At 58.5% G+C, this 19,172-nt stretch carries 19 protein-coding genes; 10 read left to right on the top strand and 9 right to left on the bottom strand.

Annotated features, from left to right (window positions below):
- The first annotated feature begins 34 nt into the window (after positions 1 to 34).
- The gene (gene truD, locus Q0X23_RS14950) at positions 35 to 1,120 is read left to right on the top strand and encodes a tRNA pseudouridine(13) synthase TruD (RefSeq protein ID WP_297861013.1); all 1,086 of its coding nucleotides are present in this window, start codon (positions 35 to 37) and stop codon (positions 1,118 to 1,120) included.
- Between the two features lie 58 nt (positions 1,121 to 1,178).
- Here the strand turns inward: truD and Q0X23_RS14945 are convergent, their stop codons facing one another.
- The 4 genes from Q0X23_RS14945 to rplM all read right to left on the bottom strand — a co-directional run bounded on the left by Q0X23_RS14945 (position 1,179) and on the right by rplM (position 4,361).
- Positions 1,179 to 2,585, bottom strand: a complete 1,407-nt coding sequence (locus Q0X23_RS14945) for a right-handed parallel beta-helix repeat-containing protein (protein ID WP_297861012.1) — start codon at positions 2,583 to 2,585, stop codon at positions 1,179 to 1,181.
- Positions 2,586 to 2,989: 404 nt separating this feature from the next.
- Positions 2,990 to 3,460: a DinB family protein gene (locus Q0X23_RS14940; RefSeq protein WP_297861011.1), complete on the bottom strand. Its 471-nt coding sequence runs from the start codon at positions 3,458 to 3,460 to the stop codon at positions 2,990 to 2,992.
- 74 nt (positions 3,461 to 3,534) lie between these two features.
- Positions 3,535 to 3,921, bottom strand: a complete 387-nt coding sequence (rpsI, locus tag Q0X23_RS14935; RefSeq protein ID WP_119341538.1) for a 30S ribosomal protein S9 — start codon at positions 3,919 to 3,921, stop codon at positions 3,535 to 3,537.
- On the bottom strand, positions 3,921 to 4,361 hold the full coding sequence (gene rplM / locus Q0X23_RS14930; protein WP_119341559.1) for a 50S ribosomal protein L13: 441 nt from the start codon (positions 4,359 to 4,361) through the stop codon (positions 3,921 to 3,923). Before rplM ends, rpsI begins: the two co-directional genes overlap by 1 nt.
- 191 nt (positions 4,362 to 4,552) lie before the next feature.
- Between rplM and Q0X23_RS14925 the strand changes: the two genes are divergently transcribed.
- From Q0X23_RS14925 to lpdA, 4 genes are all read left to right on the top strand, one after another.
- Positions 4,553 to 4,837 (top strand): 4a-hydroxytetrahydrobiopterin dehydratase, encoded by a 285-nt coding sequence (locus Q0X23_RS14925; protein WP_297861010.1) that lies wholly within the window; start codon positions 4,553 to 4,555, stop codon positions 4,835 to 4,837.
- Between the two features lie 581 nt (positions 4,838 to 5,418).
- Positions 5,419 to 8,130: a 2-oxoglutarate dehydrogenase E1 component gene (locus Q0X23_RS14920; protein WP_297861009.1), complete on the top strand. Its 2,712-nt coding sequence runs from the start codon at positions 5,419 to 5,421 to the stop codon at positions 8,128 to 8,130.
- A 323-nt stretch (positions 8,131 to 8,453) separates the two neighbouring features.
- Positions 8,454 to 9,659 carry a 2-oxoglutarate dehydrogenase complex dihydrolipoyllysine-residue succinyltransferase gene (odhB, locus tag Q0X23_RS14915; protein WP_297861008.1) on the top strand — a complete coding sequence of 402 codons (1,206 nt, stop codon included), beginning with the start codon at positions 8,454 to 8,456 and terminating at the stop codon, positions 9,657 to 9,659.
- Between the two features lie 60 nt (positions 9,660 to 9,719).
- A complete protein-coding gene (gene lpdA, locus Q0X23_RS14910) occupies positions 9,720 to 11,102 on the top strand; it encodes a dihydrolipoyl dehydrogenase (RefSeq protein WP_297861007.1) in 1,383 nt (460 codons plus the stop codon).
- Positions 11,103 to 11,705: 603 nt separating this feature from the next.
- Here the strand turns inward: lpdA and Q0X23_RS14905 are convergent.
- From Q0X23_RS14905 to Q0X23_RS14890, 4 genes are all read right to left on the bottom strand, one after another.
- Positions 11,706 to 11,882, bottom strand: a complete 177-nt coding sequence (locus tag Q0X23_RS14905; RefSeq protein ID WP_297861006.1) for a hypothetical protein — start codon at positions 11,880 to 11,882, stop codon at positions 11,706 to 11,708.
- Positions 11,883 to 11,886: 4 nt separating this feature from the next.
- On the bottom strand, positions 11,887 to 12,534 hold the full coding sequence (locus Q0X23_RS14900) for a peroxidase-related enzyme (protein WP_297861005.1): 648 nt from the start codon (positions 12,532 to 12,534) through the stop codon (positions 11,887 to 11,889).
- Between the two features lie 36 nt (positions 12,535 to 12,570).
- Positions 12,571 to 12,984 (bottom strand): cobalamin B12-binding domain-containing protein, encoded by a 414-nt coding sequence (locus Q0X23_RS14895; RefSeq protein WP_297861004.1) that lies wholly within the window; start codon positions 12,982 to 12,984, stop codon positions 12,571 to 12,573.
- A 235-nt stretch (positions 12,985 to 13,219) separates the two neighbouring features.
- Positions 13,220 to 13,702 carry an SRPBCC family protein gene (locus Q0X23_RS14890; RefSeq protein ID WP_297861003.1) on the bottom strand — a complete coding sequence of 161 codons (483 nt, stop codon included), beginning with the start codon at positions 13,700 to 13,702 and terminating at the stop codon, positions 13,220 to 13,222.
- 115 nt (positions 13,703 to 13,817) lie between these two features.
- Here Q0X23_RS14890 and trmFO point away from each other — a divergent pair, with 115 nt between their 5' ends.
- A complete protein-coding gene (gene trmFO, locus Q0X23_RS14885) occupies positions 13,818 to 15,161 on the top strand; it encodes a methylenetetrahydrofolate--tRNA-(uracil(54)-C(5))-methyltransferase (FADH(2)-oxidizing) TrmFO (protein ID WP_297861002.1) in 1,344 nt (447 codons plus the stop codon).
- On the opposite strand, the gene Q0X23_RS14880 is transcribed toward trmFO, so the two are convergent.
- Positions 15,130 to 15,612, bottom strand: coding sequence for a hypothetical protein (locus Q0X23_RS14880; protein ID WP_297861001.1), 483 nt, complete (start codon positions 15,610 to 15,612; stop codon positions 15,130 to 15,132). The two genes, trmFO and Q0X23_RS14880, sit on opposite strands and share 32 nt — an antisense overlap.
- Positions 15,613 to 15,688: 76 nt before the next feature.
- On the opposite strand from Q0X23_RS14880, the gene glmM reads away from it, so the two are divergent.
- From glmM to Q0X23_RS14860, 4 genes are all read left to right on the top strand, one after another.
- A complete protein-coding gene (glmM, locus tag Q0X23_RS14875) occupies positions 15,689 to 16,999 on the top strand; it encodes a phosphoglucosamine mutase (protein WP_297861000.1) in 1,311 nt (436 codons plus the stop codon).
- 16 nt (positions 17,000 to 17,015) lie between these two features.
- Positions 17,016 to 17,423, top strand: coding sequence for a thioesterase family protein (locus Q0X23_RS14870; RefSeq protein ID WP_297860999.1), 408 nt, complete (start codon positions 17,016 to 17,018; stop codon positions 17,421 to 17,423).
- A gap of 28 nt (positions 17,424 to 17,451) precedes the next feature.
- On the top strand, positions 17,452 to 17,778 hold the full coding sequence (locus tag Q0X23_RS14865) for a hypothetical protein (protein WP_297860998.1): 327 nt from the start codon (positions 17,452 to 17,454) through the stop codon (positions 17,776 to 17,778).
- Between the two features lie 156 nt (positions 17,779 to 17,934).
- Complete coding sequence (locus Q0X23_RS14860; protein WP_297860997.1) at positions 17,935 to 19,170, top strand: aspartate aminotransferase family protein; 1,236 nt, start codon at positions 17,935 to 17,937, stop codon at positions 19,168 to 19,170.
- Positions 19,171 to 19,172: the final 2 nt, after the last annotated feature.

Here is a 19,172-nt window from a genome sequence, read left to right as displayed (position 1 = left end):
CATCTACTGAATCCACCCTTATATGCTATAGCGTATGACTTTTTTTCCCAATCTCCGCTTCGATTTTAACATCTACCCTTATCTCACCCCGGATTTGCCTGGGCTGGACGGGGTGATTCGCCACCAAGCCCGGGATTTTCAGGTCGATGAAGTGCCGGCCTATAGCCCCTCGGGCCAGGGAGAACACCTGCTGGTACTGATCGAAAAAGAGGGCCTGACCACCCGGGCGGTATTAGAGTTTTTGCGTGACCGGTTTCACATCAACGAGGCCCATATCGGGGTAGCGGGTCTGAAGGACAAGCACGCCCTGACCCGACAATGGTTTAGTATTCCGGCCCGCCACGAAGAGCGCCTGGAAAGTTTGGCTGAACTCCCAGGGGTGCGGGTATTGGAGCGGGGCCTGCATCCCCACAAGCTAAAAACTGGCCACCTGCGGGGTAACCGCTTCCGCATCCTGATTCGGCCAAGCAGCGAGGCTTCCCGCTTGTCCAAAGGGCCGGTCGAGGCTGTTTTTTACGAACTAAAGCGCCGTGGGGTGCCCAACTACTATGGCCCCCAGCGGTTTGGTATTGGCGGCATGAACCCCATCAAGGGCTACGAACTGGTCAAAAAAGGCAAGATACACAGCCCTTCCTGGCTCAAAAAGCTGCTGGTCTCGAGCTTGCAAAGCCTCTTATTCAACGACTGGCTGGCCCTGCGCATGGAAAGGGGGCTGTTCGACCAGGTCATCGAGGGGGATGTGGCCAAAAAGCACGATACCGGCGGGGAGTTTGTGGTTCGCGAGGCGGTACTGGAAACCCCCCGGGCCCAGCGCTTCGAAATTAGCGCCACCGGGCCTTTGTACGGCAAAAAGTATCGGGAAGCCGAGGGGGAAGCCCGGGCCCTCGAAGACCAGATTTTGCAGAGATATGATCTGGAGCGCCACCATTTTGCCTTGCGCCGGGGGGATCGTCGCCTGATTCGCTTTCCCCTAACTGAATCCAGCGTGGAAGAGACCTCAGAAGGGCTCTGGTTAAGCTTTTTTCTGCCTAAAGGAGCCTACGCTACCACAGTGCTGCGGGAGATTATGAAGAAGAACCCCGAGGAAGGTGAGCTGGATACTGAATCCGAAGAAACTTAATTGGTGATGGATGCAGTTAAGGATACAGCGGGTCAGGCCTAACCATGTTCCTCCTGGGTCACTCGTGTGCGCCCAGGGTGCAGGGGTTGGCTCGAGGTTTGCCTTCCAGGTCGGTACTGGCGCATTGCTCGGGCAGGCCCTGGCCCAAAGCAGGGCTGCCGGCCCTGAGCCTGAAGTTGGCACTACCTGGGTCGGTGCTGGGGTTGATGAACTGTGGGTCGCCTAGCAGGTCGGTAGAGCTTCGATTGGGGAAACTGTTAGCAGCAAAATACAGGTTTCTGCTGAACACGAAGTTCGTTACGCTATAAACCGCTGTGGCTGCCCGGTCGGAACGAGCATAGACCACATTGTTGTAAAACCCCACATTCCCCGAAAAATACGCCGATAGATCGCAGCAGATGTCGGGGGTGCGGGCGTTGGCATAGAGGGTATTGTTGCGCACTACCACGTTGTCGGAATAGAAAATATTAACCCCCCGTCCCCCGTTGTCGAAGATCAGGTTATTCTCGATCAGGATGCGGCCCCGGTAGGGTACGCCAGGGTTGTTGCCGTAGTTTTGAGTGTTGCGGCCATCGTCCACAATAATCCCGTTGCCGTCGGAGATGACCCGTTTGGCCGGATCGGGGTTGGAATAGTAGAAGGGAATCCGGTTTTCGTTTTTGTAGACAATGTTGCCCCGGATGAAGATCTTGAAATCGGTGGAGCTATCGGAATTCCAGTTCTGGTAGGTCGAGATGCCACTTTTATTCAGCGGGGAATAGAAGCCATTCTCGGCCACAACGTTGTTTTCAATATACAGATAATCGGCCTGCACGCTGTATATGCCACCTCCCGGACAGCGCAGCACCCGGTTGTTGCGCACGACGATATGGTGCGAACGCAGATCGGGCTGCTGGTAACGCGGACCAATGCCCAAACAGCTACCGGCAGTGACCGGGTTATCCAGCACATTCATCTGGGAGCGGGCGTACTCGAGGCTCACACTGGCTGCATTGCCTTCTATGTCGAACCCTTCGATGGCCACATAAGAGACGCCCTCCAGCAAGATGCCGACCCAGTTGGCCTCGAGTTTGATCTTGGGCCGATGCCCCGGATAGGCCCGGTAGATAATCCACTGGTTAGCCGTGCCCGAGCGCTTAATATCGAGAACAATGCTGCTGTAAGTGGAATTGGTGTACTCCCCATTCATCACCAGCACCAGATCTCCCGGCTGGGTCTGGTTGGAGGCTCGTTGCAGGGTGCGGAAAGCGCGGGTTTCGCTCAGCCCATCGTTGCTATCGTTGCCACTGGGCGAAACGTAGAGGGTGCGGCCCGTAGGTAGAGGGGGCAGGGGCGGGTTGGGCGTGGGGGGCGGATTCGGTATGGGTGTGGGGCTGGGACTGGGTGTTGGGGGAACCGGGAGCGTAACCGCTTCATTACAAGCGGCTAGGACGACTATGGCCATGATCCACAAAAGCTTCTTCATCCAGGCTCCAGAGACGACTTTAAGAGGTTCAATCATATTCGATCATAGGGATGCACGATGCTCCACAAGGTTAGAAGCGTGTATGGAATCGAAGGAAGCTATCGCGATTCAACCAAACTAGCCCGTAGCTTACGGCTCAGTCTTCCGATTTACATTTAGGCTTCATTCAGGCTTTCCTTAGGTTTGGCCCATGTCTTTTTCAGGTTAGCTCCACACATAGCCCAAGCAGTGGCTAACATGACCCAGAACCACCCTTGTCAAGGAAACCTATGGCGAGATGCCATCCCCAACACGGTATTTTTTCTGCCCATCATGGGTCAACTACCCTGTTGGCAGCCTTGTCGAGGCAGCAAGAATAGTCATTTCAGAAACGGCCCTTTGGGCAGCATTGGCAGAGGAAAACTTCAAAGCCGAAAGAACCCGATGAAATGCACGGAGGGGGGCTTCAGGCCCTGCAATCTAAACTGGCTGGCCAACTGGCCTCGGTGGAAGTGGGTGTGGCTGGTAAAATGCAGTACAATCTCGCTGACGGTGTTGGTGGCGGTTCCGCCGGTAAAGTTATAGGTGATCCTGGCCGCAGGGTCAGCGGTCGTGAGCCAGTTCTGTCTCCTGGATGCCAACAGTTGCCAGGATTTGTACAAGCCTGCAATGTCTGTTGGGCTTACCGGAAAGCTGGCCGCTGGGTTGCCCAGGAGCCGCTCGAGCCAGACTGTTTCGGCCCCAACCATATGGGCCGTGGTTTCCAACACACTGCTGAAGGAACCCCCAACCTCTTGACGGGCCTGCTCGGGGGATAACTCCTGCAAGGCAGGCCACCACTTTTCCCAGAGCCAGTCGTTGGCATCCACGATTCGCTTTAACTCAGCTTTGTCCATACCCCAGATTACGCCCTGGATTCCAGACAAAAAAGCCCCCACCTTTTTGGGTGAGGGCTCGAGGGGGAAGATACCTAGCGCTTGCTGTACTGCGGTGCACGGCGGGCTTTGTGCTTGCCGTACTTCTTGCGCTCGACTTCGCGGGGGTCGCGCGAGAGCAGCCCGGCAGGCTTAAGCTTGGCCCGCAAGTCGCCGTTGTAGTTGACCAGCGCGCGGGCAATGCCAAGCTGTATAGCATCTACCTGTCCGGCCTTGCCACCGCCTTTCACGGTGATGTAAGCATCAAAGCGGTTGCTGACATCCACGCGGCGCAAAGGCTCCAGCGCCGAGACTGCCTTTACCAGACCGCCAAAGTAATCGCCAAAGGTCTTGCCGTTGACTTCGATCTTGCCGGTACCCGGACGCAAAAACACCCGTGCCACGCTGGTTTTACGCCGGCCCGTGCCGTAATACTGTTCCATTATTCGACCTCCATCTTGACGGGTTTTTGGGCCGCATGCGGATGGTTTGCCCCAGCATAGACTTTGAGACGGCGGAACATGATGTTGCCCAGGGCGCCTTTAGGAAGCATACCCTTGACCGCATGCTCCACGGCCTTGACCGGCTTTTCAGCCAGCATCACCGCGCCTACGGTGCGCTTGAGACCACCGGGGTAGCCAGAGTAACGGGTATAGACCTTGGTGCGCGGTTTCGAGCCCTTCAGGAGCACCTTATCGGCATTAATGACCACCACACAATCGCCTGTGGCCATATTGGGGGTGAAGTCGGGCTTGTGTTTGCCGCGCAACACCGCTGCAATCTTAGAGGCCACCCGCCCAATGGACTGGCCTTCGGCGTCAATCAGCACCCAACCGGGTTCTTTGGGTTCAGGAACAAATGTCTTGAACACTGCTTTCTCCATTTTGCACCAGCGCCTACCAACGCCGTTGCAGATTTTGATTTGCTTTTGTTTGAGCGGCTCGGGGAAACCACCCAAAAAAAGCGCCAACGCGGAGTATAGCACACTTTTTTGTGGTCTTGCAAACGCAGAATGATAAGGATGCTTTAGGGGCATCCGGGCTTTGTGGTACTGGCTGGTAAAGGAGGGATTCTATGGCAACCAGGCTAAATGAAGGAGAAATTCGGAATGGTTTGCAAGGTCTTCCACAGTGGGCGCTGGTGGAGGGTAGAATCGAGAAAACCTTCACTTTCGATACTTATGCGGAGGGAGTGGCCTTTGCGGTCAAGGTAGCCCTGCACGCCGAAAAAGTCGACCATCACCCCGACAGCCTGGAGATTATGTGGGGCAAGGTTAAGGTGGCCTACGTGACGCACTCGGCGGGGGGGGTTACGTCGCTAGACCTCGAGGCGGCGGCACAGATTGAAGCCCTCGTCTAGGGGCTTTCATCCTTGAATTGCTGTCTTGAAAAGCTTTGTGGGGTAGAGCACAGGGCCAGGGCAAACACCTGTACACCCACATTTTTCGCGTCTTTGATGGCCTCTGGGCCCGTGCCCTACCTGTGCGGCAGGGTGCGGGTGGGTATTGGGCCAGGCCCTGAATCAGTAGCCTGCGTGAGGGCGCAGGTCAGCAACCCCAGCCAACCTTCCCTACGCTTTGGGGGAGAAACAATAGAAGCTTTCGATGGTCAAACAGCAGGGAGCTTGATCTAGTGCACCGGTAACTTGTTTTGCGGTACCTTTTGAAGCACATTGATTGCCCACAGTTGCGATGTGCGGCTTATTGAAGGGGATAGTAGTGCATAGCGATTTCCTGGTTACCTGATCACTAGCCCTTCGATGGAGCCGCTATCGAATGTAACTTTACAGACATCCATATGCATTTTGTTCTGGCAATAAACTTCCGGTTGTATTTTGGTTATAGGTTGGTATGGTGTGACAGAAATGGCCCTTAGGAGCCCACTGCTATCTCTTGACACGTTCTTTCTGTAACGAACCTAGTAGACTGGAGAACCGTGAGTATGGAATACACAGTGGACAGTTCGAACCTAGCCTATTTGGAGGCCCTCTACCAAGAGTACGAGCAGAATCCAGCATCCATTCCCCCTGAATGGTCAAGCTATTTTCATGCCGTTCAGGCCGAGCCTGTCGGCGGAAATGGCGCGGCGGCCCAGCGAGAACCTTTGGATGGGGCCTCAGTATCTGAACTGGCCTCGTTTTTCTTGCGGGCGGTTCGCTTTTTGCGTACCTACCGGGAACGTGGCCATCTGGTGGCGCGGATAGACCCCTTAGAGCGCGAGCGACGTACCCCTCCCGAACTAGACCCCAGTTTTTTTGGCTTGAGCGAGGCCGATCTGGATCGTCCGGTTCCGCTGGAGTTGGGTGCGCCGACCTTGCGGGCTGTCCTGGAGCAGTACAAGGCCCGGTTCGGTGGAACAGTGGGCATCGAGTACGGCCACCTGGATGATCCGGCGGTGCGCAACTGGATTGAAGCGCGTCTGGCAGCAGGGTTTGCCCGGCCCACCGTGGAGCAGAAACGAAAAATCTACGAGCGGCTCATGCAAGCCACGCTCTTCGAGGAGTTCTTGCAAAAGAAATATCTGGGGGCCAAGACCTTTAGCCTGGAAGGTACTGAATCCCTCATCCCGCTGTTGGATCTGACCATAGAAAATGCGGCCAGACATGGGGTAGTGGAGGTGGTAATGGGGATGGCCCACCGCGGCCGCCTTAACGTGCTGGCCAACGTGGTCAAAAAGCCTATGCGGGACATTTTTCTGGAGTTTGAAGAACACTTTCCCGAAGGCTACCACGGTGACGTTAAGTACCACCTGGGCTACTCCAACGACCTGCCAACCCCATACGGCAACGTGCACCTGTCCCTTAACTTCAATCCCTCGCACCTCGAGTTCGTTGCACCGGTGGCCATGGGGCGTACCCGGGCCAAACAAGACCGCTTTGGGGATCGCAAGCGCGAGATGGGCATGTTGCTGCTGGTTCACGGAGATGCCGCCTTCATTGGCGAGGGCATCGTACAAGAAACCCTCAACATCTCGGGGATCCCGGCTTACACCGTGGGGGGCGCGGTGCACATCATCCTGAACAACCAGGTGGGCTTCACCACCGAGCCTCACGAGTACACTGCCGGGCGCTACTCTACCGAAATCGCCAAGATGCTCGAGTCCCCCATCTTTCACGTGAATGCCGAAGACCCGGAGGCGCTGGTAGGGGTTGTAGAGCTGGCCATGGAGTTTCGTAAGGCGTTCAAACGCGATGTGTTCATAGACCTAATCGGTTTTCGCAAACGTGGGCACAACGAGACCGATGAACCCAGTTTTACGCAGCCGGACATGTACCGCCGTATTGCAGCCAAGAAGCCCCTTTATTTGAGCTATCAGACCAAACTCCAGGGTGAGGGCGTCTGCAGCCAGGAGACCTGCGATGCACTGGCTAAGCAGTATCAGGACGCCATGGAGGCGGCCTTTTCGGGCGCGAGACGTGAACCCACACCCACCCGTCCCCCGGCGGGCGGCGGGTTTTGGAAGGGTTATCTGGGCGGTCCCGAAGAAGGGGTACCAGATCCAGAGACCGGGGTACCTGTGGAGAAGCTGTCGGCCCTGATGGAGGGTCTTACGCGCCTTCCGGAAGGCTTCCACCTGCACCCAAAACTGACCAAACTTGTAGAAAGTCGCCGCGAGATGGGTCAGAACAAGCGGCCCCTGGACTGGGCGTCGGCCGAAATGCTGGCTTTTGCTTCTTTGGCTGTGGAGGGGCACCGGGTGCGGATTTCAGGTCAGGACGTGGTACGTGGAACCTTCACCCAGCGCCATGGGGGTTTCACCGATTACATTACGGGCGAAAGATACATTCCTGCCAATCATCTGGCGGAAGGGCAGGCGGTGGTCGAGCTTTACAACTCTGCGCTGTCGGAGGCGGGGGTGCTGGGCTTTGAGTACGGTTATAGCCTGGATATGCCCGATGCGCTGGTGGGTTGGGAGGCGCAGTATGGTGATTTTGTCAATACCGCACAGGTCATTATTGACCAGTTCATTGCCTCGGCAGAAGCCAAGTGGAGCCGCCTGTCGGGCCTCGTGATGCTGCTGCCACACGGCATGGAGGGAGGCGGCCCTGAACACAGCAGCGCGCGCCTCGAGCGTTTCCTTCAGCTCTGCTCCAACGACAACATGCAAGTGGCCTACCCCACCACCCCCGCGCAGTACTTTCACCTGCTGCGTCGGCAGGTGGTGCGCCCCTGGCGCAAGCCTCTGATCGTCATGACCCCCAAGAGCCTGTTGCGCAACCCGGACGCTGTCTCCAGGCTCGAGGAACTCTCGCAAGGCCGCTTCCAGCGGGTGCTTTCCGGGAATCCCAGCCCCAAAGTCAAGCGGGTGGTGCTCTGCTCGGGCAAGGTGTACTACGACCTCGAGGCCGCTCGACGGGCTGCAGACAAGGAAGACGTGGCCATCATCCGACTGGAACAACTGTACCCTTTCCCCATGAAGGAGCTCGAGGCTGCCCTGGCGCCGTACCCGGCCAATACCGAGGTCGTCTGGACCCAAGAGGAACCCGCCAACATGGGGGCCTGGTGGTTCATTCGGGCCCGTTTTAGCGACCGGATTTTTGGTCGTCCCTTGAGTGTGGTGGCCCGCCCAGAGTCCAGCAGCCCGGCGGTGGGCTCCAAGAAAGTGCATGACAAGGAGCAGAAGGCGATTGTAACGGCAGCCCTTGGCTTGTAGGAGGGGCTTGGGGCTCAGGGCACCGGGCCATTGCAAGTTAAAAGAGCCCCTTAGTGCACGGGTAACTTGTTTTGCGGTATGTATTGAAGCATGTTGACTGTCCATAATTGCGATGTGCGGTTCATTGAGAGGGACTGCTGTGTATACCCTTTTCCTGGTTACCAGACCGCTTGGCGTGATCGAAAAAAGGTTTTGGGTTCATGGTCCGCAAAACAGAGTTCCCTTACCCTGTGCCCAGTACCCATTACCCGGAGCCCTGCGTCCTCATTTGAAGTAAAGTTGTACAGGTTAGGGTGCTCTGGCACCCCTGAATGGGAGGCAACATGGCCTTGGAGCTCAAAATTCCAGCAGTAGGAGAGTCCATCACCGAAGTAGAAATTGGACAGTGGCTTAAGAAAGAGGGCGATGCGGTGGCGGTAGACGAGCCCCTGGTTGAACTGGTGACCGACAAGGCCACACTGGAGCTACCCTCGCCCGCCCAGGGCCGATTAACAAAAATTCTCATTCCCAGCGGACAGGCCAAAGTAGGGGATGTGGTGGCTTTACTGGAGGAAGGGGCTGCTGCAGTGACCAGCCCGCCCGTCCAACCGGCCCCTGCTTCGGTGCCCAGCCAGGGTGCTGCTGGGGTGACCGAGGCGAAAGTCATGCCTTCCGCCGAACGCCTGGCCGCCCAAACGGGCATCCAGGCGGCAACCCTGCCCGGAACCGGCCCCGGGGGGCGGGTGCTCAAAGAGGATGTGCAGCGGGCGGCTGCGGCTGCTGCTCCAGCAACGCCCTCGCCTATGCCTCAGCCCTATAGCCCCCCCTCGCCGGTGGTGGGCAAGGGCGAGCGCCGCGACGACGTGGTGCCCATGACCCCCTTGCGTCGTCGCATTGCCGAACGCCTGCTCTCTGCCAAGCAGAATACCGCCATGCTCACTACCTTCAACGAGGCCGATATGGGCATTGTGATGGATTTGCGTAAGGAGTACGGCGAGGCCTTTCAAAAGAAGCACGGCCTCAAGCTGGGCTTTATGAGTTTCTTTGTAAAGGCCGTAGTGCAGGCCTTGCAAGAAATCCCACAACTCAATGCTGAAATTCGTGGAACCGACATCGTCTACCACCGCTACTACGACATCGGAATTGCGGTGGGTGGAGGAGAGGGGCTGGTGGTGCCGGTCATTCGCGATGCCGACCGGCTTTCTATGGCCCAGATCGAGGCAGTGATTGCCGACTTTGGGGCTCGAGTAAAGGAAAAGAAAATCAAACCTGAGGAGCTGATGGGGGGCACCTTTACCATTACCAACGGGGGCATCTACGGCTCGCTCAACTCAACCCCCATTCTGAATCCCCCCCAGGTCGGCATTCTGGGGATGCATGCCATCAACGAGCGCCCCGTGGCTAAAAATGGAGCGGTGGTGATCCGCCCCATGATGAACCTGGCGCTCTCCTACGACCACCGCATTGTGGACGGGCGCGAGGCGGTGACGTTCCTCAAGCGAGTCAAGGAATTGATCGAAAACCCGGTACGTCTGACCCTGGAAGTTTAGATGCGCAGAACAGGAGCCTTGGCTTTGGGCTAACCGCTGTTTGCAACTCATTGAGGACTTATGCCAAAACATCAACTGGTCGTAATCGGAGCGGGGCCGGGTGGCTATGTCGCGGCCATCAAAGCAGCTCAGCTCGGTCTGGATGTTGCCTGTGTCGAGAAAGAACAAGCGCTGGGTGGAACTTGCCTGCGGGTGGGTTGTATTCCCTCTAAGGCTTTGCTGGATGCCAGCGAGAAAATCCATGCTGCGGAGCTCAACCAGTTTGTGGGGGTAAAAATCGGCCAGGCCGAGCTGGACCTGCCCGCCCTTATGGCCCACAAAGACAAAGTGGTCAGGGCCAACACGGAGGGCATTGCTTATTTGTTCAAGAAAAACAAAGTGACGCGTTACCTGGGGCACGGTACAATTGTTGCACCCAACAAGGTCTTGGTCGAGGGACCGGAGGGCGTGCAGGAGCTCGAGACGGAGCGCATCTTGGTAGCCACCGGCTCCAAGGTAGCCCCGTTGAAGGGGGTTGAGCTTGACTATGACATTGTGGGTACCTCCGACCAGGCCATTGCCTACCCCAAGGTGCCCGAGACTTTGGTGGTGATTGGGGGTGGCGTGATTGGCCTCGAGCTGGGCTCAGTCTGGAACCGCTTGGGCTCCAGGGTGACCGTGCTGGAATACCTCCCCACCATTTTAGGGGGGATGGACGGCGAGATTGCTAAAGCCGCCGAGAAAATTTTCAAAAAACAGGGCCTGGAAATCCGCACCGGTGTGCGGGTGACGGCAGCCTTTGCCAGGGATGGCAAGGGAGTTGTGGAGTACGAAGGTGGCGAACCCCTGGTGGCCGACCGGGTCTTGCTAGCAACCGGTCGGGTACCCAATACCGATGGACTGGGTTTGGAGAACGTAGGGCTTTCCACCGACGAGCGGGGCCGCATCCCGGTCAATGCTCATTACCAGACCGCTGTACCCAGCATCTTTGCCATTGGTGACGTGATTGCGGGCCCCATGCTGGCCCACAAAGCCGAGGAAGAAGGCTACGCCGCAGTAGAGTACATGGTGACGGGTTACGGGCATGTAGACTATAACTCCATTCCAAATGTGGTCTATACCCATCCCGAGATTGCCTCAGTAGGTAAAACCGAAGAAGAGCTAAAGGCGGCGGCAGTTTCCTACAAAAAGGGTTCCTTCCCCTTCTCGGCTAATGGACGGGCCCGGGCCATGAACGATACCGACGGTTTCGCCAAAATTCTGGCCCATGCCGAGACCGACCGGATTTTGGGGGTACATATTGTCGGCCCACGCGCTGGCGACCTCATCGCTGAGGCCGCCGTAGCTATGGCTTTCCACGCTTCGTCGGAGGATTTGGCCAGGGCTTCCCACGCTCACCCCACGCTGGCAGAGGTTCTAAAGGAAGCGGCGCTGGCGGCCTGGGACAAGCCGATTCACATTTAGAAAAGTGGTTGGAATCCCCTTGGGGACAAGGCTCCCCAAGTACCTTGAAAGTCGGGGTTGCGGGGACAAAGGGTTGGCCTGATCAAGACGATAACCAACCTCCGTTCCCCGTGTAAAACCTTGAACGAGAGCGTTCCGATGCAAGCAAGGGAAGCGCTTCAACATCGGTGAACCCCATACACAGGCCTGGACGTAGCCTTCGGGGATGGGTGCGGCTTGGGCCATCCAGTGAGAACCGAGAAGCTCTGGACTTCCAGCCCAAAGAGTCGTCTCCGGGAACTGCTCTAAGTACAACAACGTTAGGAATTTGCTCTACCCGAAAAGGGGAGCCCATAAGCTGCGCCGCTTTAAAGACCGGCCACTTCTTTCACCGAGACCGTCACCACAAAAAATCTAATCTGGGTGCACTTAGAGCGCTCTTCACATAGAATGAGCCTCCCGAGAATCAAGAATCCTCTGGGCGCAGACGCATTTTCATTTTCGCGGGCGGCAACGTCTGCGAAGGGCGCGATAAGCACCCCGAAGATCTGCTTGAGACGTGCGGTACCTACAAGCTGGTGAGCCTCGAGCCCAGGCGCCAAGCGCTGCTGCGACCAGGTTTGTTTAGCGCGGTCCCCTTGCCAGCAAGTTGGCAAAACCCAGGGCTAAAATGAGCACCACACTGAGGGCCCAGTAGGGAAACGTACCCGGAACCCAACCCTGCCACTGGGCAAGATAAACCAGCCCACCTACCAGCACTGCAATCAGTGCCCACAGAGCAAATGGCTTAATGCCTTCCATGGCCCTATTCTTCTTTGTTGCTGCGGTGCTGATAATAGTACACCTCGTTGGGCACCCAGCCCATGGCGTTGGCGATTCGATTGGTGAAGTTGAACATGGCCGCAACCTGGGCTGCTTCAAAGATGGCCTCGTCGCTTAGCCCAATGGCCCGTAGCATCTGCACATCGGCTGAGCTCATCACCGCCGAGTCCACCGTGATTTGATGGGCAAACTCCAGGAGCGCGTGTTCCCTGGGGGTCAGATGGGCGCGCCGGAAGTTGGCCGCCAGCACATCGGGCAGGACCGGGTCGCCGGTAATTTCGCGCAGATAAGCCGAGTGAGAGGCCAGGCAGTATTCGCACTCATTGGCCGAAGAGACCACCACCGCAATCATTTCTCGTTCTTTGCGGCTCAGGTGGCTCTGGTCTTCGTTGCGCATCAGAAAGTCGTAGTAGCGAAACCAGCGCAAAAAATGCTCCGGCGTAAGGGCAAAGTTGCGGGCCACGTTCGGAATGAAGCCGGTTTTTTCCTTAAACTTGCCAAACAGTACCCGGACATCCTCCGGTACTTCACTTTCTTCCGGCACCCTGACCCAGGCGGTGGGTTGGGCCTCTGCTTTGGCTTTGGAGGCCAGTTTTTTTTGACTCTCTTTGGGGCTTTTGGCTTTTGCCATAGTTACTCCGCAATACAACTTTCTGAAAGTGCTTGGCTACCCCTGGGCAGCCCAGCGCGATGGGGCGGCTCGCTTTAGAAACTCCACGATGTCCTGGGTGCTGGTACCAGGGCCAAAAACTCCGGCCACACCCATCTCTTTCAGGTAGGGGACGTCCTCGTCGGGGATGATACCGCCGCCAAAAAGCAAAATGTCGTCGGCGCCCTGCTCTTTGAGCAGCCGGCGAACCTCCCCGAAGTAGTGCATATGGGCGCCCGACAGTACCGATAGGCCTATAGCATCTACGTCTTCTTGTAAAGCCGCCGAGACTATCATCTCTGGGGTTTGGCGCAAGCCTGTGTAGATCACCTCCATGCCTGCATCGCGCAGGGCCCTGGCCACCACCTTGGCCCCCCGGTCGTGGCCATCGAGCCCTGGCTTAGCAATGAGCACCCGTATTCTTCTATCCATGCCACTATCTTACGGCACTGGAGTAAAAAGCCGCCAGGTACGAAAAGCCAGGCAAGGCCCTCGAGGATACCCACAAGGAACACCTCTACGTTATGAATGGCGCGGTTTTTGACCAGAACGATCCAGCGCCCCGGTGTTGAGACTTGCTTTGAGACCCCTACCCATGTAAGTGAAACTATCGGCAGGATCTACAATGAAACCAGACAACCCATGGCCTTATTATTTTGCCCAGCGATCAGGTAACGGCAGAGGAAAGCTCGCGCGGGCGGTGTATTTCTTCCAGGTGGGCCTTGAACTGCTCAAAGGTTACCTTGAGGAGCTTGTTGGGCTCGCCAAAAACCGAGGCATACAGGTCGGCGACTTTGTCCAGCAAAGGGGTGTCGTAGTGGGGGTGGCCTTCAAACAGGAGTTCCAGGTGGGTTCCCCCGTCTTCAGCCTCACTCAGGCGAACCCAGCCGGATATTTCCAGGTTGTGCGGAACACCCGGCACGCTGCGGAACTCCAGGTATTCGGGGGGCTGCCGCTCGGTGGCCTCGGCTACCCAGACCAGATCTACCGGCGGCTGGCCGCGGGCCCTAAAACGCCAGGCCGAGCCCACCCGGCTGACCTCCTTGATGGCCTTGGCCCAGCTCGGCCAGCTCGAGAAGTCCTGAAAGGCTGCCCATACCGCTTCCCGCGGGGCTTGAATGTTGAGTACCAGCTCCTCCCTAAAACGCATGGCTACCTCCTACTAGGCGGTACACGCAACGAAAAGAGAACGAGTACAGGTTGGTGTAACGATATGTTGCCACATAGACATGTACGGATGGTGAAGGCTGGATTACACTACGGGGATGAAGGTTCATGTGATTGGGGCTGGCCTCTCAGGGGTGGAGGCTGCTTTTACAGCGGCCCGCCTGGGAGCCCAGGTCCGGCTGTACGAGATGCGGCCCCACCGGATGACCCCCGCCCATCACTCCGGACAGTTGGCGGAGCTGGTCTGCTCCAATAGCCTGGGCGGAGAAAGTGAGACCAACGCCAAAGGTTTGCTGCAGGCCGAGCTGCGGGCCGCCGGGTCGTTGGTTTTGCAGGCTGCCGACCGGCACCGGGTTCCTGCCGGGGGTGCGCTGGCGGTAGAACGCGAGGGGTTCTCTGCAGAAATTACCCGTGTGCTGGAAGCCCACCCCCGGATTGAGGTCATACGTCAAGAAATCACCGAGATTCCCTCCGATGGCATCGCGGTGTTGGCCACCGGTCCCCTCACCTCCGAGGGCTTGTCTGCGCATCTGCAATCGTTGCTGGGTGGTGAGTTTCTGGGCTTTTACGACGCTGCTGCGCCGGTGGTGCTGGGCGAGAGCATCAACCTGGAAATCGCTTACCGGGCAGGGCGCTACGGCCAGAGCGCCGACTACCTGAACTGCCCCATGGATCAAGCGCAGTACAAACACTTTTATGAAGTGCTGACCCAGGCCCGCAAGCACACCCCGCACGACTGGGAGCGGCTCGAGTTCTTCGAAGGCTGCATGCCCATCGAAGAGATTGCCCGCCGCGGCTACGATACCCCGCGCTATGGCCCCCTAAAGCCAGTGGGCCTGCCCGACCCCAGAACCGGTCATGAACCCTACGCGGTGGTGCAGCTTAGGGCCGAGGACCGGCGGGGCCAGATGTGGAGCCTGGTTGGCTTTCAGACCGGGCTGAAGTGGGGTGACCAAAAGAGTGTGGTGCAGAGTATTCCTGGGCTGGAAAACGCCGAAATAGTACGCTATGGGGTCATGCACCGCAACACCTACTTGTGCGCCCCCAAGCTAATAGAGCCCACCTTACAGTTCCGCGCCCATCCCGGGTTGCTGGTATGTGGGGTGCTGTGCGGGGTGGAGGGTTACCTCGAGTCTGCCGCAACAGGCTTCCTGGCGGGCCTTAACGCCGCCCGGCTGGCCCTGGCCCAAGAACCCCTGGTGCCCCCGGAGGAGACCATGCTGGGGGGTCTGGTGCGCTATCTATCGAGCGCCAACCCGGACAACTTTCAGCCTATGAATGCCAACTGGGGCCTGGTTCCTGCCGATAGCGGCAAAGGTAAAAAAGCCGAGAAACGCACCCGCATGTACCGGCGCGGCCTGGACAGGTTCCGGGCCTGGCTGGTTCAGTCGGTTAACCCGGAAATGCAGCTTAGCGTGGAAACAGCGGCAGGTTCAGCGTAGCCAGGCTGGCATAATCCACTTTCCAGCCCAGTTCAGTAAAGAGGAGCCGAACCGAGCCGCTGCGTTCAAGCGCTGTGTCGTGCAATAGAGCGCTGAGTCGGAAGCGGATGGTCGCCTGGTTGCCCGAAACCACCGTTTGCAGCCCACTTAACTCAAAGCCTCTGAGGCCGACCTCGCTCTGGCCAAAGCCGGGTGCGGGGTTATGCAAGAAGCGTTCACTCCAGACCGGGTCGTTGCACTTGAGGCCCTCGAAAACCTGCCGTAGGGCGTTCTCGGCCAGCAGCGCAGTGGGCTGTGGACGCAGATTGGGTTCAGGGCGCGCAATGGTCTCCAGGGCGGCCCGGGCCCAGTGGCAAGGGGGTACATCCACAAACGGTGAGGTGCCAGGCTGGGGCTGGCCATGAGCCAACGACAAACTCCCCAAAAGCAACAAAATCAGTAACTTTCGCATACCCCTACCCTGACAGGTTGAAATCTCCTTCACAAGAGAACCGCGCACCTTTAGGGGTAGGTATAAACTGTGCGAGATGGAACGTAGATACTTTGGAACCGATGGGGTGCGGGGCGTTGCCGGGGAACCGCCGCTCACGCCGCAGTTTGTCCTGAAGCTAGGCCAGGCCGCCGGGGCCTATTTCAAAAGCACCCACAAGAAGCCGGTGGTTTTACTGGGCAAGGATACCCGGCAGTCCTGCGACATGCTCGAGGCTGCCCTGGCCGCCGGACTGATGTCCCAGGGGGTGCGGGTGGAGCACCTGGGCGTGCTGCCTACGCCGGGCGTGGCTTACCTGACCAAGGCCCTGGGGGCAACCGCCGGCGTGATGATCTCGGCCAGCCACAACCCCTACCAGGACAACGGCATCAAGTTTTTTAGCGCCGCCGGAGACAAACTGCCGGACGAGATTGAGGGCGAGATTGAAGGCCTCCTGGAGCGCGAGTTCAGTACCGACGGTATCGGCACAGTATCCGACTTTCGCGAGGCCGAGCGGATGTACCTGGACTTTCTGTCTTCCAAAGGGGGCAGCCTCGAGGGCCTCAAGGTGGCCCTGGACACTGCCAACGGGGCTACTTTTCGCCTGGCGCACCGGCTATTTCAACGGCTGGGGGCCGAGGTGTTCGTGATGTTCAATACCCCCGATGGCCGTAACATCAACAAGGGCTGTGGTTCCACCCACCCCGCGTTTTTGCGGCAGCAGGTGGTGGAGATGGGCTTCGATGCGGGGGTGGCCTTCGACGGCGACGGCGACCGGGCCATCCTGGTAGACCGCCGGGGACGCGAGTTCCACGGCGACCACGTGCTGTACCTGAACGCCCTGGTGCGGCGCGAGCCGGGGGTGGTGGGTACCCTGATGAGCAACATGGGCCTCGAGGTAAAGCTGCGCGAGGCCGGCATCAACTTCTACCGTACCGCCGTGGGCGACCGCTACGTCTACGAGAAGCTCAAAGCCTCGGCCCTGACCTTAGGCGGCGAGCAGAGCGGCCATGTGCTGTTCCTCGACCATGCCCCCACCGGGGACGGCATGCTTACGGCGATTCTAACCCTCCAGGCCATGCGCGAGTCCGGGCGCGACCTATCGGAGTGGTACGAGGCCCTACCCATGTACCCTCAGCTTCTCAAGAACGTGCGGGTGCGGGATAAGCACAGCCTGATGAAAAATAGCGAGCTTCACGCGGCCATTCAACAAGCCGAAAGCCAACTGGCTGGTCAGGGCCGGGTCAACGTGCGGCCCTCGGGCACCGAGTCGCTGGTGCGGGTGATGGTGGAGGGCCCGGCAGAACTGATCGAGAAGGTTTCGGCGGATTTGGTCGCTACCGTAGAGCGGCTCGACAGCGCGATCTAACAGCCAGGGGGCCCCTGTGACGATTCGCCTACCGATTGCCGTGCGCTACGCCGAAACCGACGCTATGGGCGTGGTGCACCACAGCAGCTATGTGGTCTGGCTCGAGGCCGCAAGGGTGGAGTGGCTCGAGCAGATTGGCTTGCCCTACACCCAGATTGAAGCCCAGGGCCTGGCTTTTGCGGTTATTGAACTTGGCCTGACCTACCGCAACCCGGCCCGCTTTGGGGATCGGGTCGAAGTCGAAACCTGGCTCTACGAGGCTTCTTCGCGCACCCTGCGCTACCAGTACCGGGTGTGGCGGGGTGAAACCTTGTTGGCCGAGGGTTTTACAAGGCATCTGTGTCAGGATGCGCGGGGCAAGGCGGTGCGGATCCCGCCGAACATTTCAGGTGCTTTGGCGGCACACCTGCGTCCGTCGAGCTGAAAATTCCCAGGCCCTAACCTGGAGATGTATGGGCAAGACGAATGAGTCATCCAGGTTAATCAGCGACCGAGAGCTGCGCCTGACCGCAGTGGTGTATGCCCGGCTAGGCATAGTGCCCTACCTGCGGATGCACGGGCGGCTACCTGACCGGATTGGCGGCCCCTGGAACATTATTCCAATGCGCTTGGTGATTGAGGAACGGGGAACCGATCCCGAACTCACCGACGACGAACGCCTTGTTTACGAGGCCATCCTGCGGGAAGGCCGCTTACCGGGGGGTTCGGTGGTTTTGCTGGATGAAGAAGAAAAGAGACGCAAAGAGGAAAAGAAGCAACTTCGCAGAAAAAAGCAATGACGACTCAGCGATACTGAGATTTTTTCCGCATTGTGTTCCACAGTTCCACAACTCGCAAAAGTAGCGCTTGCTAATCGCTGGAGCGGGCTGGTGGAGCACTGCAAGACGGTTGCAGACCCCTGGGCTGCCACAAGCATGATAAACTCGAGGCCGACCATGACCATCTTTGAGCAGTTTGAACGGCACATCAACCCTGGTCTGGCCGGGCTTCTACGGTTTACCGGGCTGGACAAAGTAGAGTCGCATGCCGAGGGGGTGTATGTCTGGGACACCGAAGGCAAGCGCTACCTGGACTTTCTGGGGCTATACGGAACCCTTTCCCTGGGCCACCGCCACCCGAAAGTGGTGGAGGCGGTCAAGGCTCAGCTCGACCGGATGCCCATGTCGGTGCGGGTGCTGGTTTCTGAGCCCACCACAAGGCTGGCGGTTCGCCTGGCCGAGATCACCCCGGGCGAGCTCTCTATGGTCTACTTTGGCAACTCTGGCACCGAGGGCGTCGAAGCTGCGCTCAAGTTTGCCCGCTTCTACACCGGTAAACCGGGCTTCATCACCACCCAGGGGGGGTACCATGGCAAAACCCTGGGCGCACTTTCGGTTACGCCCCGGGAGCATTACCAGCTCCCGGCCCGGCCTCTGGTACCGGGCGTGACGGTGGTTCCCTTTGGCGATGCAAAGGCCATCGAGGCCGCCATTGGCCCCGATACGGCGGCGGTCATTGTGGAGCCCATCCAGGGCGAAGGGGGCATCCGGGTACCGCCCGAGGGGTATCTGCGCGAGGTACGGCGCATTACCCGCGAAAAAGGCGTGGTGATGATTGCCGACGAGGTGCAGACCGGCATGGGCCGCACCGGTAAGCTTTGGGCGGTGGACTGGGAGGGGGTCGAGCCAGACATTCTGGTGAGCGCCAAGGCCCTGGGCGGTGGGGTGATGCCCATCTCGGCGACCATCTGCCGCCCGGAGATTCTAAGCATCTACAAAACCGAGCCCCTCATTCACTCCACAACCTTTGGGGGCAACCCGCTGGCCGCTGCCGCTGCTCTGGCCGCCATCGAGGTCACACTCGACGAAGATATCCCCACAAGGGCTGCCCAGATGGGCGAGTATTTACTGGGCCAACTGGCCGAGCTGCAAAAAGCCTACCCCGAGTTTATTCAGGAGGTACGGGGGCGGGGCTTGCTGGCGGGCCTCGAGTTCAGCGACGCCGACATTGGCGCGGTGGTGGTGGCTGAGCTTGCAACCCGTGGGGTGTTGACCGCCTTTGGTCTCAACAACCCCAAGGTGGTGCGCCTGGAGCCGCCCCTGATTGTCGAGAGGAATCACATTGACCAGTGCATTGAGGCCTTGGATGGTGCCTTGAAAGCCACCGAGTTGGCCTTCGAAGGCGTATTGTAGAA

Source organism: Meiothermus sp. (assembly GCF_026004115.1).
Classification (GTDB): Bacteria; Deinococcota; Deinococci; order Deinococcales; family Thermaceae; genus Meiothermus.
Note: the sequence above shows the minus strand (reverse complement) of the source record. Positions and strands in the feature narration are given on the sequence as shown.

Bases quoted from the DNA above. Each gene is read 5' to 3' on its own strand.
- truD (WP_297861013.1), top strand. From the start codon at position 35: ATGACTTTTTTTCCCAATCTCCGCTTCGATTTTAACATCTACCCTTAT.
- Q0X23_RS14945 (WP_297861012.1), bottom strand. From the start codon at position 2,585: ATGAAGAAGCTTTTGTGGATCATGGCCATAGTCGTCCTAGCCGCTTGT.
- Q0X23_RS14940 (WP_297861011.1), bottom strand. From the start codon at position 3,460: ATGGACAAAGCTGAGTTAAAGCGAATCGTGGATGCCAACGACTGGCTC.
- rpsI (WP_119341538.1), bottom strand. From the start codon at position 3,921: ATGGAACAGTATTACGGCACGGGCCGGCGTAAAACCAGCGTGGCACGG.
- rplM (WP_119341559.1), bottom strand. From the start codon at position 4,361: ATGGAGAAAGCAGTGTTCAAGACATTTGTTCCTGAACCCAAAGAACCC.
- Q0X23_RS14925 (WP_297861010.1), top strand. From the start codon at position 4,553: ATGGCAACCAGGCTAAATGAAGGAGAAATTCGGAATGGTTTGCAAGGT.
- Q0X23_RS14920 (WP_297861009.1), top strand. From the start codon at position 5,419: ATGGAATACACAGTGGACAGTTCGAACCTAGCCTATTTGGAGGCCCTC.
- odhB (WP_297861008.1), top strand. From the start codon at position 8,454: ATGGCCTTGGAGCTCAAAATTCCAGCAGTAGGAGAGTCCATCACCGAA.
- lpdA (WP_297861007.1), top strand. From the start codon at position 9,720: ATGCCAAAACATCAACTGGTCGTAATCGGAGCGGGGCCGGGTGGCTAT.
- Q0X23_RS14905 (WP_297861006.1), bottom strand. From the start codon at position 11,882: ATGGAAGGCATTAAGCCATTTGCTCTGTGGGCACTGATTGCAGTGCTG.
- Q0X23_RS14900 (WP_297861005.1), bottom strand. From the start codon at position 12,534: ATGGCAAAAGCCAAAAGCCCCAAAGAGAGTCAAAAAAAACTGGCCTCC.
- Q0X23_RS14895 (WP_297861004.1), bottom strand. From the start codon at position 12,984: ATGGATAGAAGAATACGGGTGCTCATTGCTAAGCCAGGGCTCGATGGC.
- Q0X23_RS14890 (WP_297861003.1), bottom strand. From the start codon at position 13,702: ATGCGTTTTAGGGAGGAGCTGGTACTCAACATTCAAGCCCCGCGGGAA.
- trmFO (WP_297861002.1), top strand. From the start codon at position 13,818: ATGAAGGTTCATGTGATTGGGGCTGGCCTCTCAGGGGTGGAGGCTGCT.
- Q0X23_RS14880 (WP_297861001.1), bottom strand. From the start codon at position 15,612: ATGCGAAAGTTACTGATTTTGTTGCTTTTGGGGAGTTTGTCGTTGGCT.
- glmM (WP_297861000.1), top strand. From the start codon at position 15,689: ATGGAACGTAGATACTTTGGAACCGATGGGGTGCGGGGCGTTGCCGGG.
- Q0X23_RS14865 (WP_297860998.1), top strand. From the start codon at position 17,452: ATGGGCAAGACGAATGAGTCATCCAGGTTAATCAGCGACCGAGAGCTG.
- Q0X23_RS14860 (WP_297860997.1), top strand. From the start codon at position 17,935: ATGACCATCTTTGAGCAGTTTGAACGGCACATCAACCCTGGTCTGGCC.